At 67.2% G+C, this 16,307-nt stretch carries 15 protein-coding genes; 4 read left to right on the top strand and 11 right to left on the bottom strand.

Annotation, left to right across the window (positions count from 1 at the left end; genetic code table 11):
* Positions 1-54: 54 nt before the first annotated feature.
* Entirely contained in the window at positions 55-1,323 is a 1,269-nt protein-coding gene (locus AC1DBN_RS07040) for a glycoside hydrolase family 26 protein (RefSeq protein WP_477722884.1), read from the bottom strand.
* A 236-nt stretch (positions 1,324-1,559) separates the two neighbouring features.
* On the opposite strand from AC1DBN_RS07040, the gene AC1DBN_RS07035 reads away from it, so the two are divergent.
* A complete protein-coding gene (locus AC1DBN_RS07035) occupies positions 1,560-2,288 on the top strand; it encodes an ANTAR domain-containing protein (protein WP_477722883.1) in 729 nt (242 codons plus the stop codon).
* Between the two features lie 344 nt (positions 2,289-2,632).
* Here AC1DBN_RS07035 and AC1DBN_RS07030 read toward each other — a convergent pair whose 3' ends face one another.
* Positions 2,633-2,770, bottom strand: a complete 138-nt coding sequence (locus tag AC1DBN_RS07030; protein ID WP_157672498.1) for a hypothetical protein — start codon at positions 2,768-2,770, stop codon at positions 2,633-2,635.
* Positions 2,771-2,949: 179 nt separating this feature from the next.
* Here AC1DBN_RS07030 and AC1DBN_RS07025 point away from each other — a divergent pair, with 179 nt between their 5' ends.
* Positions 2,950-4,626 carry a sensor histidine kinase gene (locus AC1DBN_RS07025; RefSeq protein WP_231994325.1) on the top strand — a complete coding sequence of 559 codons (1,677 nt, stop codon included), beginning with the start codon at positions 2,950-2,952 and terminating at the stop codon, positions 4,624-4,626.
* Positions 4,627-4,705: 79 nt separating this feature from the next.
* On the opposite strand, the gene AC1DBN_RS07020 is transcribed toward AC1DBN_RS07025, so the two are convergent.
* The 4 genes from AC1DBN_RS07020 to AC1DBN_RS07005 all read right to left on the bottom strand — a co-directional run bounded on the left by AC1DBN_RS07020 (position 4,706) and on the right by AC1DBN_RS07005 (position 9,863).
* Positions 4,706-5,251 (bottom strand): YceI family protein, encoded by a 546-nt coding sequence (locus AC1DBN_RS07020; RefSeq protein ID WP_091722411.1) that lies wholly within the window; start codon positions 5,249-5,251, stop codon positions 4,706-4,708.
* Between the two features lie 127 nt (positions 5,252-5,378).
* Entirely contained in the window at positions 5,379-6,614 is a 1,236-nt protein-coding gene (locus tag AC1DBN_RS07015; RefSeq protein ID WP_269457135.1) for an acyltransferase family protein, read from the bottom strand.
* A 64-nt stretch (positions 6,615-6,678) separates the two neighbouring features.
* Positions 6,679-9,504, bottom strand: a complete 2,826-nt coding sequence (locus AC1DBN_RS07010) for a S8 family peptidase (protein ID WP_091722415.1) — start codon at positions 9,502-9,504, stop codon at positions 6,679-6,681.
* Positions 9,505-9,662: 158 nt separating this feature from the next.
* Positions 9,663-9,863 carry a three-helix bundle dimerization domain-containing protein gene (locus AC1DBN_RS07005; RefSeq protein ID WP_091724094.1) on the bottom strand — a complete coding sequence of 67 codons (201 nt, stop codon included), beginning with the start codon at positions 9,861-9,863 and terminating at the stop codon, positions 9,663-9,665.
* 121 nt (positions 9,864-9,984) lie between these two features.
* Here AC1DBN_RS07005 and AC1DBN_RS07000 point away from each other — a divergent pair, with 121 nt between their 5' ends.
* On the top strand, positions 9,985-11,226 hold the full coding sequence (locus tag AC1DBN_RS07000; RefSeq protein ID WP_477722882.1) for an amidohydrolase: 1,242 nt from the start codon (positions 9,985-9,987) through the stop codon (positions 11,224-11,226).
* Positions 11,227-11,568: 342 nt separating this feature from the next.
* On the opposite strand, the gene AC1DBN_RS06995 is transcribed toward AC1DBN_RS07000, so the two are convergent.
* From AC1DBN_RS06995 to AC1DBN_RS06980, 4 genes are all read right to left on the bottom strand, one after another.
* A complete protein-coding gene (locus AC1DBN_RS06995; RefSeq protein ID WP_477722881.1) occupies positions 11,569-12,423 on the bottom strand; it encodes an SGNH/GDSL hydrolase family protein in 855 nt (284 codons plus the stop codon).
* 133 nt (positions 12,424-12,556) lie between these two features.
* Positions 12,557-13,297 (bottom strand): hypothetical protein, encoded by a 741-nt coding sequence (locus AC1DBN_RS06990; protein ID WP_314214251.1) that lies wholly within the window; start codon positions 13,295-13,297, stop codon positions 12,557-12,559.
* On the bottom strand, positions 13,294-14,283 hold the full coding sequence (locus AC1DBN_RS06985) for an ABC transporter ATP-binding protein (RefSeq protein ID WP_477722880.1): 990 nt from the start codon (positions 14,281-14,283) through the stop codon (positions 13,294-13,296). Before AC1DBN_RS06985 ends, AC1DBN_RS06990 begins: the two co-directional genes overlap by 4 nt.
* 22 nt (positions 14,284-14,305) lie before the next feature.
* A complete protein-coding gene (locus AC1DBN_RS06980; RefSeq protein WP_091722428.1) occupies positions 14,306-14,680 on the bottom strand; it encodes a GntR family transcriptional regulator in 375 nt (124 codons plus the stop codon).
* Between the two features lie 193 nt (positions 14,681-14,873).
* Here AC1DBN_RS06980 and AC1DBN_RS06975 point away from each other — a divergent pair, with 193 nt between their 5' ends.
* Positions 14,874-15,158 (top strand): hypothetical protein, encoded by a 285-nt coding sequence (locus AC1DBN_RS06975; protein ID WP_091722430.1) that lies wholly within the window; start codon positions 14,874-14,876, stop codon positions 15,156-15,158.
* An 83-nt stretch (positions 15,159-15,241) separates the two neighbouring features.
* Here AC1DBN_RS06975 and AC1DBN_RS06970 read toward each other — a convergent pair whose 3' ends face one another.
* Positions 15,242-16,174: a lipid kinase gene (locus AC1DBN_RS06970; RefSeq protein WP_477722879.1), complete on the bottom strand. Its 933-nt coding sequence runs from the start codon at positions 16,172-16,174 to the stop codon at positions 15,242-15,244.
* Positions 16,175-16,307 lie beyond the last annotated feature (133 nt).

Below are 16,307 nucleotides of genomic sequence, written 5' to 3'. Positions count from 1 at the left end.
GCAACCACCCAACAGAGTGGCCACTACCTGTTTCGTAAGCCTGCTGACTAATCCTCAGCCCGGCTGGCAGGACCCGGCCGGGCCGAAGCGGAACCAGTCCGGAAGCGCGGCGGTAAAGGCCTCCCGCACGGCAGGCGTGTTGGTGACGGTCCAGTCCACGCGGCCCTTGACCTCCACCTCGTTCTTATCCCACTCGAACCAGTTGATCATCTTCAGCTGCGGGAACTCGGTGGCCAGGTCCGGGCTGAACAGCTGCTCCCACCAGGCACGCTTGATGTCCAGCTCGGCCGCACCGCCCGCGCCGGGAGCGAACAGTGCGGCGGATTCAGGGATGGCCACGGGTTTGCCGTGCTCCTGCCCATAAACGTGGTAGAAATCCGTCAGCAGGCTGTCGTCACCGTTGGCGCCCACGTAGTTGCCGGTGAGCTGGTCCGTGAACTTGTTGGCCTCGGGCAGTTCGTTCTCGCCCCACGGGTACTTTGCGCCCCAGTGGTAAAGGGACATGCCCACCCAGTCCACCGCGTCATCGCCCGGGTAATACGGCGCGTAGGAATCGTCGGCCATGGTGACGGTGCCGTCGCCGTCAGTGTCCAGGGCGGCGAAGTCCGCGGTGTCCCGCTTGGCCTCGTACTGGCCGCCGGCGAACGGGTAGCCGCCGCCGTAGTTGGGTGCCCACATCATCGAAGAGCCTGGCGCCGTCGCGTGGACCGCCTTTGCCATCCGGCTGAAGGCGTCCACATACGCTGCGGGCTGCTGGGACCACGGGTACCAGGATCCGTTCATCTCGTGGGCGAACCGGACGATCACGGGGACGCCGTCGTCGTTGAACGCTGCCAGGTCTGCCGCAAGCGCGGCGACTGCCTCATCCGTGACGGCACCCAGGCCCTGCATGGGTTCGAGCGTGAGGAGCATTGTCTGGCCGTCGGCGCGGATCTGGGTGACCGCCTGGTCCAGGTGCGCCTTCTCCTCCGCCGTGTAGGGGAATCCGGCGAAGGACACGCTGACGGCGGGTTTGTGGCCCAGGTCCGCGGCGTACTGGGACAGGGGTTTGGCGTGCAGGTCCAGGTTCACGCCAAAGAGCGCGCCCGACGCCGGCACCTGGCTCCTGCGGTCCGGCACCTCGCAGCGCGGCAGGGTGGGGGCGGCCTGGGCAGCGTTGTCCTGGCCCGCCTGGTCGCGTGAAGCGAGCCCGTTGGCGATGCTGGCAATGCCGATGCCGGCCGCTGCCACGGCGATCACCACGGGCAGGGCGAAGTCCTTGAGCGATGCGCGGGTGAACCGGCGCCGGGCGGGGTCCTTGGATGTGGTGTCTTCACCGGACATGAAGGGGTGGGCTGCCTTTCTGACCTGCGGTTTTACCCCCATCCTAGGGGGTGGCCCGGGAACCTGCCCGGCAAACAGGTGGTGCGGAACGGTGGCGCGGCGAAAGTAGAGTACCCACTACTCGTGTCCCCTCCACTGGCGCCGCCTACATTCGAGGAAAGCCGCACATCGCCGCGCGGCACGGAGCGTATCGGGGGAAACAGGTGACAGTACAACCGGCAGTTGGCAGCAGACGCATGGACCGGCCGGGGTTCCTGCTGGACCTGATCACCGGCGCGGACACTGACCTGGATTCCGTCCAGCGGCTGGCGGACAGCGCGGCTGTGGCACTCGCAGCGTCGGCAGGGGTGCCGGTGGACGCCGCCGCAACCCTCACGCGGGCGGGAAACCTGCCTGCAACGGCCGGCAGCGCCACCCTTGCCTACAACGTTGCCTCGTCCGAGGACAGGTACAGCGACGGACCCATGGCGCAGGCCGCCGCCTCCGCCACACCGGTCCAGGTCACCGGGGACAACTCATCGCAGCGGTGGGAACCGTACCGCCGCCGGCTGGTGGGCGCCGGCTATGGAACTGCACTGGCCGTGCCGCTCACTTTGGACCCGCGGTCATCCTGCGCATTGGTGTTCCTGGGTCCCGCAGGGTTCGAATTCACTCCGGAGCTGGTGGGCGAGGCCACCTGGTTTGCCGCGGTCGCGTCACAAAGCATGAAGCTGGCCATCGAGGTGCGCAGCGTGAGGTCCGCCGGTGACAACCTCAAGGCGGTCTTGGAGAGCCGGACCTCCATCGACGTTGCGTGCGGCGTGATCATGGCGCAGAACCGCTGCTCCTACACGGAGGCGTTCGGCAAGCTGGCCGGCGTCTCCCGGCAGCGGAACCTCAAGGTGCGCAGCGTGGCGGAGAACGTCCTCAAGGCACTGCCCAGCGGATCGCCGGCCACCCGGTTCGAGCCGCCCGCGCTGGCGTAAGGAGGGCAGAACCTCAGATCAGTGGCGGGCTTTGGCCCGAATGACGCCGGCGGCCAGCAGCCCCACGGCGCCGAGTGAGGCCAGCATGCCGCCAAGTGCTGCAACGTATTCGGTAATGCTCATCGCGTCCACTCCCTTTCAGAACTGCCTGATGAGCCCAACGTACGCGTCAACAGTCAAGGTTCCCCGAAGGATCGCCCGCGGGTTGGGTCAAGATTGGTGCAGACCAGAAGGCCTGGCTGCCCGCTGACGCACTGCATGCCTCACAACGCCCCACGAACTGATGGGGGCAATCCAGGTCCTGGCCGTCGGATGACGGCAGCCTCACACGCATGGCGGACCGCCTAACCCGCAACCGCGAACATGGCGATCCCCACAGCCACCAACAGGGCGATACCGAGGAACACGAACCCTTGGGCGCTTCCCTTGGCGGCTCCGGGCATCCGGCGGCGCCCACGCTTCCTAACAATTACTTCAGCCATGCACCGAATGTACGGTGCAGTAATCCCCCGCACACGAGAACTGCGTACTTGTCTTGGTTAATTCCACTACTCGATTTAGCACCTGCCTGCCGCCGCCAATCCGGGTGCCCTCGGCTGAAACATCCAGCCGGCGGTGCGGATCAGGCAGTATGCTTCAAAAACGTTGACGAAACCGGGGCATGGCTGGGGGCACGATGCTATACGACTGGGGAGCCCGTTACTTCCGCACGCTCGGGAGGAGGGGCCGCACCGTCCTGTTCCAGCTGCCGCTGACCGGCACCATGCTGCTGGTCATGCTCCTGGCATCGGTCTTGCACCCGGACCTGAAGTGGTCCGCGGCGTTCGTTTCGTCCCTGGTTTTCCACGCCGTCCTGCTGGCCGCGTGCGCGGCCATCCCCTGGGACCGGCTCCCGGAGCGGGCGGTTCTCGCCATCCCGGTGCTGGACTGCCTGGCCATCGGACTGTCCCGGGAAGCCGGCGACCAGTATCTGTCAGTGCTGAGCTTCCTGCTGGTCTTCCCGGTGGTCTGGCTGTCCCATGGCCCGCGCCGCGGCGGCGTGGCATTGGCGGTGATTGCCGCCATCCTCAGTGTGGCCCTCCCGCCCATCATTCTCGGTTCGGGCTTCACCAGCGCCTCCTTTATCCGGGCGGTGCTGCTGCCGGTCATCCTGGGCGCCATCGCCTTCACCACGTTTGGCATGGCCAACGCCCTGCGCCTGCAACGGCTCCGGCTGGAAGAACGGGAGGCGGAGGTCCGGGAACTCCTCGCGGCCAGTGAGGACCGGGAACAGCTGCTGGGCACGGTGATGGACACCGTCAGCGTGGATGTGTGGGCGCTTGACCGGGAGGGGCGGACCATCCTCACCAACCGCCACCGCGGTAGCCTGTCCGGCGGGACCGTCCAGCAGGAGCCCGCCCCCGTGGAGGCGGACAGGCCCGTCTTCGGGATCGACCGGAAGGACGCCCTGCCGCCCGAACAGCACCCCCGCGCACGCGCGGCGCAGGGGCAGTCCTTCACCGACGAGCTCGTATGGATTGGCACGGGCAACAGCCAGCGTGCCTACTCCGCCACCTGCCGCCTCATTCCCAGTTCCACCGGAAGACAGGCTGGCGCTGTCCTGGCCCTCACGGACGTCACCGCCCTGGTGGAGGCCCTTTCGGCCAAGGACCAATTCGTGGCCAGCGTCTCCCACGAACTGCGCACGCCCCTGACCTCGATCCTGGGCTACCTCTCCATCGCCATGGACGAGGAGGGGCTGGATCCGGAACTGGAGCACTGCCTGGAGGTGGCCAAGCGCAATGCTGAGCGCCTGCTGAACCTGGTGGCGGACCTGCTGACCATCGCCTCCGGTACGCTCGCCGTCCGGCCGCGGCAGGCGGACCTGGCGGAGGTTGCCGCGCAGAGCGTGGACGCCGCACAGCCGCGGGCCACCTCCGGCGGAGTGACGCTCAGCCTGGAATCCGAGGGCCCGGCACCGGGCCGCTTCGACCCGGACCGCCTGGGCCAGGCCATCGACAACCTGGTCTCGAACGCCATCAAATACACGCCGAAGGGTGGCACGGTCACCGTCCGGGTTCGCACGGAGGACGGGAACCTGGTGTGCGAGGTGGCGGACACCGGTGTGGGCATGACGGACGAGGACGTGGCGAACGCCTTCACGCGATTCTTCCGGACAGCCACCGCACACTCGTCAGCCATTCCGGGCGCGGGCCTGGGCCTTGCTATTACCCGGTCCATCGTGGAGAACCACCGCGGCAGCGTCACACTGGCCAGCAGTCACGGTGAGGGCACCACAGCGAAGCTGACACTGCCCGAATCGCATGCGGTGGAAGGCTCCCTCGCCGGCGCGAAGTAGCAGAGAGCAAGGAACGGGGCAGGCCGGGCACCCGGATGAAACCCGGTGCCCGGCCTGTAGCCGAAACAATGGTGCAGCGTCAGCCCTGCTTAACGAGGGCAGCCTCCAGGTTGATCTTTACCTTGTCGCTGACCAGCACTCCCCCGGCTTCCAGCGCGGCGTTCCAGGTCAGGCCGAAGGCTTTGCGGCTGATCTCGGTTTCGGCGGAGAAACCGGCCCGTGTGGCGCCGAACGGGTCCACGGCCACGCCGGTGAATTCGACTTCCAGTTCCACGGGCTGGGTGACGCCCTTGATGGTGAGGTCACCGGTGAGGGTGTAGTCCTCGCCGTCGCCCGTGATGGACGTGCCGCGGAAGGTCATCTCCGGGTACTTTTCGACGTCGAAGAAGTCCGGGCCGCGGACGTGGCCGTCACGGTTGGCGTCGCCCGAGTCGAAGCTGGCGGTGGCCACTGTGGCGTGCAGGCTGGAGTCCTGCAGGGAGTCGCCCACGCGGGCTTCGGCCTCGGCCTGGGTGAAGCGGCCGCGGACCTTGCTGATGCCTGCGTGCCGGACACTGAACCCGATCTCGCTGTGGGACATGTCCAGCGTCCACGTTCCGGGGGTCAGTTCCTGGGGAAGAGTCATGGTCTATCTCCTCTTGCTCGAAGGTCTGCGGGCACGGGCAGCCCGCCGCCGGCGTGTGCCGTCGTGGCCAGCCTATTCCCCGGAGCGTCGCCTGGGCAGGGCCGATGGGCCATAGTTCATCTGCCGGCTACCGGGCAGTCACCAGTTCACGCGCCTTCCCGGCGGCAGGCTTGGGCACAGGACGTACGACGGCGGGCTCCAGCCTTTGGTTCGCCCACCGGCGGATGGGTGCCTCCACCAGCCGCGAGGACGCGAACGCCACCGCCACGGTGAGGACGGCCGCGAGGGCGACGCGAATGGACAGCGACGGGACGAGGGGCAGCAGCAGGAGGTAGACGGGAATGTGCCAGAGGTACATGCCGTAAGAGAGTTCGCGGCCCGGCCAGGCGAGCCAGGGGTGGCTGAGGACCCGGCCCAGGAAGCCGGCCGGCTGCAGGACCAGTGAGCCGATCAGCACCGCTGCCAGCATCGACAGGGTGGTGGGCCCCGCGGTCCAGAACACGGTGAACCAGGTGCCGGGTGTGTCCGGTTCCTTGAGCAGGAACAGCGCTGCCACCAGCACGGTGCCCGCCACCGGGGCACCCCAGCGTGCCACGGATACCAGGGAGGCGTGCACACGGGAGCCGTTGCGGACGGCGGTGAACAGCAGCGCGAGGGCGCAGCCGATCAACAGTTCGTCAGCCCGGGTGTCCGGACCGTTGTAGAGGCGGTTCAGCGGCGCGCCGGACATCACCAGGGCGAAGCGCTCCAGCATGAAGGCAACGGCCAGTCCGGCCGTGGCCCATGCGGCGGTCCGCAGTTTGCAGTACCGCAACATGACCAGCAGGAGGACCGGCCACACCAGGTAGAACTGCTCCTCGACCGCCAGCGTCCAAGTGGGGCCGAGCGTCTCGCCGGCAATCGAGTTTCCGAAGGCGCCCACGTGCGCGAAGTTCATCACGTAGGCGACGGCGGGGAGGATGAATCCCGCCTGGCCGCCCCAGCCCGAGGCCGGGAAAACGAAGCCCACGACGGCGATCACCGCACACAGCGCCAGCAGCGCCGGCCACAGCCGGGCCAGCCGCTTGGCGTAGAAAATGCCCATGCGGACACGGCCCGTCGCGAGCCGTTCCTTCATGATCAGCAGCGTGATGACGAAGCCGCTGAGGGTGAAGAAAACGTCCACGCCGATGAAGCCGCCCGGCATCTGGGCGGTGAGGGTATGGAAGAAGAACACCCCCACAACGGCCACCGTACGCAGGCCGTCCAGGGAGTGCTTCCGCCCTGAGATGATGCCTGTTTGGTGCCCTGCTTGGCGCCCAGTTTTGTGCGCTGAGGGGCGCTCCGGAACCGACAAATTTCCACTGCTTGACCTAAGAACCACTAAGCAAGCATATATAACGTTTCGGTAACTAGGCTAAACGGAGGCTGGGAAAAGCCTCCATGGATCACCCCGGAAGGAAGTATCCGGAGACGTCCGCGATCAGGTGCGTGATCCCCGCCGAGCGGTTGAACAGTGCCACGCCTCCGTGCTGGAAGATCGGGGTGGTTACCGAGTTCGCAACGATCTGGCCCCTATCGAAGTTGACGCTGGAGATGTCCGGACGGGTTGCCCCCACCGGGAAGGCGGTGACGAAACCATTTGACGTCGCCTGGGCCACGGTGAGGTTCATTACGATCGCGGTGGCACCTGCGGGAATGCCGTGTTCCCGGGCAGCCTGGAAGGACGTTGTGTCATCCGGCGCGAGCGGGTAAAACAAGCGGGTGTCCAGGAAGCGCGTCGGGGCGGCCAGCGGCTGGAAGGTACCGCCCGCCGTCGGGGTTCCGGATAGGTAATAGCCGGAGACGTCCGCGATCAGGTGGGTGGCACCGTTGGAGCGGTTGTAGAGCATCACCTTCCCATCCGGTCCCACCGGAACGGTCACGGAGTTGGGGATGATCTGCCCGGCGGCAAAGTTTATGTTGGAGGCGTCCGGCCTGTTGACCCCCGTGGGATACGCGGTGACGAAGCCGTTGGACTTTGCTTCCGCGACTGTCAGGTTCAGTACGACGGCCGAGACAGTTTCCGGCAAGCCGTTGGCTCCTGCCACCTGGAAGGCCCGGGCGGTATCGGGTGCGACGGCGGTGCCGCTGCGGGTATCCAGGAACCGCTTGGGTTCTATCGACTTGAAGGCTCCCGGCGCTGTCACCTCGCCCTCACGGTAGTAGCCAGAGATATCAGCCAGGAGGTGCGTGGCTCCGGCGGACCTGTTGAAGAGCGTCACCTTTCCGTCGGCGCCCACGGGCACGGTGACGGAGTTGGCCACGATCTGGCCCTTGTCGAAGTTCAGGTTGGATGCGTCCGGACGCGCGGTCCCGGAGGCATAGGCGGTTACGAAGCCGAAGGACCGGGCTTCAGCCACCGTCAGGTTGAAGACCACTGCGGAAACCTTGGCAGGAATACTGTTACGTCCTGCCACCTGGAAGGAGACGGTGGAATCCTTGGCCACTATGGAGCTGGTCCGGGTATCCAGAGCCCGGAACGGGGTGACGGTGATCAGCGATCCGGCAACCGGTGCAGAGGTGGTGGCGTAGGTGTGGGACCACTGGATATTGGCACCGGCCATCAGCGTATAGCCAGGGATCGACCGGGCGAACACGTTAACAGTTCCTGACCCTGTGTGGATGCCGGCGGGGAAGACTGACCCGGCGAAACCGACATACTCTACGCCCTGCACTTCCGGCACCGTCAAGGTGTCATCGGCAGTGCCATCCTTGTCAGAGAATGTCACCGCGGCCGGGATGACCGTATTCGCCGGCAGGTCTTGGTTCGTCAAGGCCAGGGCCTTGGCGGCATCAACCAGGCCGGCACCGCAGCCTTCGGGGCAGGCGACCGGTAGCGGCCGGGCCGTGGCTTTGAGTCGGGCTTCCACCATGTCCGGGGTGTAGGTGCTGCCCACTTCAGATATGAGCATGGCCGCGATGGCGGAGACGTGCGGGGCGGCCATGGAGGTGCCCTGCAGGAGTTCGTAGGCTTCTCCCTCGGGCACGGTGGAGCCGAAGTTTGAGGTGGAGACGATACCGGTCCAGGGGTTCTCGTTGGTCATGTTGCTGCCGCCGGGAGCGGTGATGTCCACGGCGGACCCGTAGTTGGAGTAGTCCGCGCGGGCGCCGTCGAGTCCGGAAGCAGCCACTGTGATGACATTCTGGCAGTTGGCCGGGCTGATTTCCGATGCCGGGTGGCCGGAGTTCCCGGCTGCTACCACCACTGCGGTGCCGGCATTTTGAGCGAAATTGATGGCGTTCTGTTCGGTAACGGAACAGTCCGAGACTCCGCCGAGGCTGAGGTTGACTACGTGGGCGCGTCTCGGGTTGGCGGGTACTCCGGACACGGTGCCGCCGGCGGCCCAGATGATGGAGTCCGCCACGTCCGAGATATAGCCTCCGCAGGGACCGATGGCGCGGATGGGGAGGATCTTGGCGGCGGGTGCAGCACCGATGATGCCGTTGCTGTTATTGCCGACGGCGGCGATGGTTCCTGCCACGTGGGTGCCATGCCAGGATGAGCGCGACGCCGGGAGGCCCGGTTCGCACTGGTTGTCCGTGGACCAGTCGCCCTGGTCCTGAGGGTTGGGGTCACGCCCGTCGCCGTCCCGGGCCCAGTCCGGGTTGGACAGCATGTCGTAGCCGGCAAGGACGTTCGCAGTCAGGTCCGAGTGATAGGTGATGCCACTGTCCACCACGGCGACTACGGCGCCTTCGCCGCGGTTGTAGTCCCAGGCGCCGGGTATGCGAATGCCGGCGGTCTCGTCCCACAGGCTCCACTGGGATACATAGCCGGGGTCGTTGGGGGCAGTAGCGGTTGCCTGAACGATAGTGTCAGGTTCCGCGTAGGCCACGTCGGGGCTGGAGCGCAGTGCCGCAAGGAAGGTATCAGCGTCGGCACCCTGGAGTGACTTGCCAGTTTTCACCACCTGCGCGCCGGTCGCAGTGGCCCGGACGTACTGGGCGGCGGTGCCCACTCGGCCTGCGGCTGACCGTGCGGCCTGGGCCGTCACAGCTGCTTCGGAGGCAATGTTGCCGCGGCTCTTGAGCCCCACGATGAACTGGTCCGTGGGGACCTGGGCTGAAGCGGACTGGGGGCTCGCGTCCCGGAGTGGCAGCTCGGCAGCCGCGGCTGGCTTGGAGGGCTGTGGTGGCTCGGTGGCCTGGGCGGGAAGGGCCGTCAGGGCAGCACCGGCAAGTACGGTGACCAGCGTGAGGGCAGCGGCAGCGAAGGGCCGGGGGTTGAACATGGGCGGGCATCCTTGAGACGGGCGCGGGCCACGAACAAGGGGCCTGGCGCGGACAGCCGGGAATCACCAGCTGACCCCCGCCCTGATTATAGCCATCGAGTTGACTATTCGGAGGACATTACGGAACGGACCCTTGGGATTTCCCGGACTGTCGCCGGCTACCGGCTCACGGTGTGCAGGCGGTCCCGCGCCGCGTGCTCCACCAGGATGGGCACGAAGTCCCGCACCCTTCCCCGGTCCAGTGACCGGTGCTCCTCCTGGACCACGTCCTCGATCACGTGCCGGGACACGTCCGGGTGCCGTTCGGCAAGCCGGTCCACTACCGCGGACAGTGCCCGCGCCTCTTCGCTGACGCCCATCGGCACAGGATCCGGCATCGGCAGCGGCGGTTCAAGACTTGACTTATTCCGGCGCCTCCAACCAAAAAAGGTTCGACGGCAGCCCATATCTGACAGGCCAAATGGACGGCATACTGGCCTGATGACCAACGCGGCGAAAGTACTGGCAGGCCTTGAGGCAGAGCTTGGCTGGGTCCGGGACACGTACCGGGACCTGCACCGCCAGCCCGAGTTGAGCCTTGAGGAGCACCGGACCGCCCGGCTGGTGGAGGACAAACTGGCCGGGTTCGGTTACCGCGTGGTCCGCCTCGGAGGCACCGGCGTCGTGGGTGTCCTGGCGAACGGCGACGGGCCCACCGTTCTGGCGCGGGCGGACATGGATGCGCTTCCGGTCACCGAGGCCACCGGACTTTCCTACGCGTCCGAGGTCACGGGCGTCATGCATGCCTGCGGACACGACGTGCATGTCAGTACGCTTCTGGGTGCCGCCAAACTGATGGCGGACGGCCGCGGCGCGTGGTCCGGCACCTACATCGCGCTCTTCCAGCCGGCCGAGGAGGTCGGCGCCGGGTCCAAGGCAATGGTCGACGACGGCCTGGCCGCCAAGGTGCCGCGGCCCGACGTCGCGCTTGCCCAGCATGTGATGCCCGCCCCGGCGGGGACCGTCTCAACCACAGCCGGGCCGGTGCTCTCCGCCGGCGACTCCCTCAGGATCACTGTGTACGGCAAAGGCGCCCACGGGTCCATGCCGCACATGGCCGTTGACCCCGTGGTGCTGGCGGCATCCATCGTGCTGCGGCTGCAGACTGTGGTGTCGCGGGAGATCCGGCCTGGCGAGTTCGCCGTCCTGACCATCGGGGCGCTGAACGCCGGAACCAAGTCCAACATCATCCCGGACCGGGCCGAACTGCTCCTCAACATCCGCACCTACGATCCCCAGGTGCGGTCCACAATGCTGGCGGCCATTGAGCGGATCGTCAAAGGGGAATGCCTCTCAGCGGAGTCCCCGCGCGAGCCGGACTTCGAGTTTTACGACCAGTTCCCGCTGACGGCCAACGATGCCGCCGTGACGGAACAGGTGACCGCCGCCTTCACATCCCATTTTGGCCCCGCTGCGGTGGGCCACGCGCAGCCCCAGACCGCGTCCGAGGACTTCAGCCACATCCCGGATGCATTCGGGGTGCCCTACACGTTCTGGCTGTTGGGCGGCGTGGACCCGGCAACGTACAGGGCCGCCGAGAGCCAGGGAACCGTCAGCCGCGACATCCCGGGCAACCACTCCCCGTTCTTCGCCCCGGTGCTGGACCCCACCCTGTCGATGGGAGTCCAGGCCCAGGTGGTTGCAGCCCTGTCGTGGCTTGCCCCGGACACCACCCGCCCGTGACCGCCCGCCCCCGGCACATTCGCAGGCTGACCACTCAAATGACCGTCCCCGGCAAAGTTCCCGGCCCAACCAGTCTTGAGGAATTCTTGACCCTAATTGGCGCAGATGTTGAGCCGGTTCCCGCACAGTTTTGAGTGAAGGATGGGAAAGCATGGGGGTGCACCTGGGAACTGAGGCCCAGTCAGCCCATTCCTGCAGTCGGCGTAGAACCCGATGGTCTCGATCGCTTGGCGGCGTCGTCACGGCGCCGCCAGGCGGTCCACAAATTCACAAAGACCGGGGCCGACGGCGGAGGCGGCGGATCAGCGTCGATCCGCAAATAGCTGTCGGCCCCCACACTTCTTAATCCACCAGCGCTGCCCAGGACTCCAGGAACTTGTCCGCAATGTAGGCGTGCCCGGCGGTGTTCGGGTGCGCACCGTCGGCATCGAATCCCGGGCTGTTCGCGGTGGTGAACCAGCGGCCCTCCACGGCGTCGATGAACGGGGCGTTCGTTGCCTCAGCACCGGCACGGACGGCGTTGTTCACGTCCCGCAGGTCCTCCCCCAGCGGCTGCGGCGCCGACGGCCCAAGCACCACCACCTGCACCCCGGGCCAGAACCGGCGTGCCGCCTCGATGGTCTGGCGGGTTGCGGCCGTGATCTCACCGGCGTCGGTGATCTGGGCATCGTTCTGCCCACCCTGGAGAATCAGCAGGTTGGGGACGAAGGCCGGGTTATTGGCCGCGGTCTGCCGCAGCCGGACTTCGTATTCGCCGCCCTGGTCATCCCGGGCTCCGCCGCCCCAGGCGAACCCGGTCCCGCCGCGGCCGTCGATGTTGGTGGGGTATCCCAGCGACCCCGCAACGAGGTTCGCCCAGCTCTCGTCCGGCTGGTCGGCGCCGTCGCCGGCCGTGTAGGAGTCCCCCATGATCAGGAGAACAGGCTTCTCGGGCAGCTCGATCTTCGCCGGCCGGCCCGTTGAGGTGGCCGAAGGTGTGGGAGCAGCCGAAGCCGGGGCCGGGGAGGCAGCCGGCGTACCGGTGGCCGATGCCGCAGGGGTGCTCGCCGCCGCCACGGGGGCGGTCCCGCCCGGGTCCCGCGGGCCCATGAGGGCGAGCGCGGCCACCCCGAAAGCCGCAACCGCCAGCACCAAAAGTGCCGCGTACTTGATCCACTCCCCCGCAGGCGCGCCCGGGCGCCGACCGTTTCCCCTCACCCGCAAAATCTTACTTGCCGGCACGCGCCGCAATAGCGCTTAAGACGACGCCCCGCACAGGAAAGACGTACGACGGCGGCGCGCGGCCGCCGTCGTACGTCCTGCTCTTGCGGTGGTCCAAGGCGCTCCGGACTCAGGCGGGCATCCTGCGCAGGGTGAGGTAGGAACCGACGGCGAGCAGCCCGGTGACCGGGATGGCCCACAGCGTCAGGCCCAGGGCTCCGGTGTCCGTGAACCACTGGCCCACTGCCGGCCAGGCCTGCTGGAACGTCACCAGCGCGATGGACCCGACCAGTGTGAGGCCCAGCGCCAGCAGGACGATGGTGAGCCCCAGGGCGCCGAACCGCTTGAAGATGGTGGCGAACCAGAAGCCGATAGTGAAGAAGAACATGGTGGCCGTGAAGTAGGTCAGTGCGGCGGCGAACGGCCCTGACGCCCATACCCAGTCCAGGTAGGCGAAGTATCCGTTGATGCCGTAGCCGCCGGTGGCCTGCTCGAACAGGCCCAGCAGCACGAACACCAGGGACATGCCCAGCCCGCTGACCGCCGCCGCCGCGAGGGAGCCCAGGAAGAACTCGCGCCGCGTGAGGCTCATGGCCTGCGAGAACGGGAAGGTCATGGTCATGGCCTGGATGCCGATGGCGAGGAAGTACCACAGGGGTGCCTGCGAACCGCCGCCGGCCTTGACCTCGGTGACGCCGGCGCCGCCGATGATCCAGAAGATCATCATGGACAGGACCCACGAGCCGCCCAGCACCAGCGCCGGCACCCAGATGAACGTCTGGGTGTTGACGAACTGCAGCCGGACAACGTTGAGCATGCGGTTGCGCGGCACCTGGTGTTGCAGGGCTGCGCCGGAATCGAGGGTTGTCATCGCAGGCTTCCTTCCTGGGTATCCGCGTCTGAGGTGTTCGTGGTGGGGCTCTTCGTGCCGGAGTTGTTCGTGCCGGAGTCCTTGGAACCGAAGCCGTCCGCACCCGGGCGCCCGGCTGACCGGTGCTGGGTCAGGCGCACAATGAGTTGCTGCAGTGAGACCGGCGCCAGTTCGAGGCCGTCGGCAACAACCGCGGCGCGTTCGGCGCCGTCCAGGCGGCCCAGGAAGGTCACGGATGCCACGCGGCCCAGGCCTTCGCGGTGGATGACTTCCCGGCCGTTCACCACCCGCTCCACAGCGGCGGCGTCGCCCACCACGTTGGTGGCGAGGGCGCGGGCGTCATCGGCCGATTCGTCCATGATGATGCGGCCGTCGTCGATCAGGAGCACCCGTTCGATCAGGTTGGAGACCTCGTCGATGAGGTGGCTGGAGAGCAGGATGGTCCGCGGGACTTCGGCGTAATCGGCCAGCAGCCGGTCGTAGAAGATCTGCCGGGCCACGGCGTCGAGACCCAGGTACGGCTCGTCGAAGAAGGTGACCTCCGCCCGGGACGCCAGGCCGATGATGACCCCCACGGCCGAGAGCTGCCCGCGGGAGAGCTTCTTGATGGTCCGTTTCAGCGGGAGCTGGAAATCGTCAATGAGTTCGTCCGCCAGGCCCTGGTCCCACCGGGGAAAGAACAGCCGGGCGGCCGCGAAGGCGTGGCGCGGGGTGGCGTCGTCCGGGTATTTCTGGCTTTCCCGGACGAAGCACATGCGGCTGAGGACCCGGGCGTTCTCATACGGGTTTTCGCCGAACACGCGCACCTCGCCGCTGGTGGGCAGGTTCTGGGCCGTGAGGATGGACATGGCGGTGGTCTTGCCGGCGCCGTTGCGTCCCAGCAGGCCGTAGATGGCGTCCTGCTCGATGTCGAAGCTGACACCGTCCAGGGCGAGCGCGTCTTTGTATCGCTTGGTGAGGTTCCTGACCTGTATTACGGAGTTCATCGCGTCCTTCGATCTGGCAGGTTTATGGCTTTGCCGGTTCAGCGCCGGCACCGGTGCGGACCAGGTCCGCGACGTCTTCGGGCCCGAGCCCGATCCTGCGGGCTTCGGCCAGCAGGGGTTGCACATACCGCTCCGCAAAATCGCTGCGACGCTCCTTGAGCAGGAGTTCGCGGGCACCCGGGGCAACGAACATGCCGATGCCCCGGCGCTTGTACAGCACGCCTTTGTCCACGAGCATGTTCACGCCCTTGGCCGCAGTTGCCGGGTTGATGCGGTGGAACACGGCGAGCTCGTTTGTTGACGGCGCCTGTGACTCCTCGGCGATGCTTCCGTCCAGGATCGAGGCTTCGACCTGTTCGGCGATCTGCACGAAGAGTGGTTTGCCTTCGTCCATCAGGCGACCTCCCGGCCAGTTGGTTACTTACTTGACTAACTAACCATGGAAGTAGGCCGTCGTCAAGACGCAACGTTCCTGTTCAGCCTCCCGGCGCCCGGGCGTTAGGCAACCGTGACCTCCGGGCAGTTCCTAAGCCGGGAAACAGCCACTACTGTCAACAGCACCATCCGGCTATTACGGAAAAGAGGCGACGATGAGCATCGACATCGGAATTGGTAGCAGCCTCAGCAGCGAGGACGCGGCACACTTTGTGGCCACAACGGAAGCAATCACGTCCGCACTGCAGCAGGTCAGGGAAATCCACTCCGCGTACAGCTGGGTGTGGACGCACGAGATCCGCTGCCGCGGCTGCCACACCCGCCTCGAGATACCGGTGCTTGCCAGCACCAAGGCCAACGCGGACAAGGCTTTCGCCGCCCACCAGTCGGCGGAGCTGGACGCGTTCCTGGCCGCGGACGGCGGACCCACCTTCACGTGAGAAGACGTACGACGGCGGCGCGCGGCCGCCGTCGTACGTTTCCGTTTGACGCTGGCCGCCTCAAGAAAGCGGCGCGGGGCGGGCTACCCGTCCAGTACCGCGGCGGTGCTGCCCTGCGGCACGATGACGTGGACGGCGTTGCGCTCGATCGTGAAGTCCGCGGGCGTGACCGTGGCGATTTCGCCGTCGAGGTTGACCGGCATGGGCGGGTCGGTCACCAGCCGGACGCGCTGGGTGGTCGCGTGGTGCACGTCGCTGCGTTCCACGAAGCTGCCGTCCTTGAGGAGCCGGGCGATCCGCATGTGTTCGCGCAGCGGTGCGCCGGGGATGGCGTAGATGTCGAGGGTGTGGTCGTCGATGCCGGCGGTGGGTGAGACGGCGTTCCCGCCCCCGTAGTGCTTGCCGTTGCCCACGGCCACCTGCAGCAGGTTCTCGAGCTCGATGGCCTGGTGGTCGCCCTCGGGGAATTCGAGGCGTGCCCGGAACGGCTGGTGCCGGGCGTAGGCGCGGACGGCGGCGACGGCGTAGGCGAGCGGGCCGAGGCGGCGCTTCAGGCGGGGGCTGAGGGTTTCGGTGACGCCCACCGAGAGGCCCACGGAGGCGACGTTGAGGAAGGGCTGGCCGTTGACCCGGCCGAGGTCGATGTCCACCACTTTTCCGTCGGCGAGCGCGGCGCAGGCGGCGGGCAGGGTGCTGGGGATCTCCAGGGTGCGGGCGAGGTCGTTGGCTGTTCCCAGCGGCAGGACGCCGAGCACGGTGCCGGTCCCGGCGAGCCGTCCGGCAGCGAAAGACACAGTGCCGTCGCCGCCGCCCACCACCACCAGGTCGTGGTTCTCGGCCATCACCCGGTCAAGGGTCCCGGCCAGGTCCGTGCCGGACAGGATCCGGTGCACGGCATTGACGGGCAGGCCCGCGTTCCGCAGCATGTCCACCGCCTGGTCAGGAGCCGCGGCCCCGAGGCGCGCGCCGGCGTTGATCACCACGGCAACGGACCGGGCGTCTCGGGCAGCCTTCATGAGCTCCATCCTAGGGTGGCGGAGCTGGGAGGACCCTGCATGTCTCCTGTGCGCCCTGCCCCGGCATGCCGGTTGTTGGACCCGTTGAAACTCAAGGGCGACGGCCCGTTAGGGAAGCCGCCCGCTGGGTACG

The organism is Pseudarthrobacter sp. 10T415 (genome assembly GCF_056394175.1).
This window is presented reverse-complemented; position numbering and strand designations above follow the sequence as displayed.

Excerpts from the sequence above, each read along its gene's own strand:
- AC1DBN_RS07040 (WP_477722884.1), bottom strand. The coding sequence starts at position 1,323 with ATGTCCGGTGAAGACACCACATCCAAGGACCCCGCCCGGCGCCGGTTC.
- AC1DBN_RS06990 (WP_314214251.1), bottom strand. The coding sequence starts at position 13,297 with ATGACAACCCTCGATTCCGGCGCAGCCCTGCAACACCAGGTGCCGCGC.
- AC1DBN_RS07035 (WP_477722883.1), top strand. The coding sequence starts at position 1,560 with ATGGACCGGCCGGGGTTCCTGCTGGACCTGATCACCGGCGCGGACACT.
- AC1DBN_RS06985 (WP_477722880.1), bottom strand. The coding sequence starts at position 14,283 with ATGAACTCCGTAATACAGGTCAGGAACCTCACCAAGCGATACAAAGAC.
- AC1DBN_RS06970 (WP_477722879.1), bottom strand. The coding sequence starts at position 16,174 with ATGAAGGCTGCCCGAGACGCCCGGTCCGTTGCCGTGGTGATCAACGCC.
- AC1DBN_RS07010 (WP_091722415.1), bottom strand. The coding sequence starts at position 9,504 with ATGTTCAACCCCCGGCCCTTCGCTGCCGCTGCCCTCACGCTGGTCACC.
- AC1DBN_RS07005 (WP_091724094.1), bottom strand. The coding sequence starts at position 9,863 with ATGGGCGTCAGCGAAGAGGCGCGGGCACTGTCCGCGGTAGTGGACCGG.
- AC1DBN_RS07030 (WP_157672498.1), bottom strand. The coding sequence starts at position 2,770 with ATGGCTGAAGTAATTGTTAGGAAGCGTGGGCGCCGCCGGATGCCCGGA.
- AC1DBN_RS07000 (WP_477722882.1), top strand. The coding sequence starts at position 9,985 with ATGACCAACGCGGCGAAAGTACTGGCAGGCCTTGAGGCAGAGCTTGGC.
- AC1DBN_RS06975 (WP_091722430.1), top strand. The coding sequence starts at position 14,874 with ATGAGCATCGACATCGGAATTGGTAGCAGCCTCAGCAGCGAGGACGCG.
- AC1DBN_RS07020 (WP_091722411.1), bottom strand. The coding sequence starts at position 5,251 with ATGACTCTTCCCCAGGAACTGACCCCCGGAACGTGGACGCTGGACATG.
- AC1DBN_RS07025 (WP_231994325.1), top strand. The coding sequence starts at position 2,950 with ATGGCTGGGGGCACGATGCTATACGACTGGGGAGCCCGTTACTTCCGC.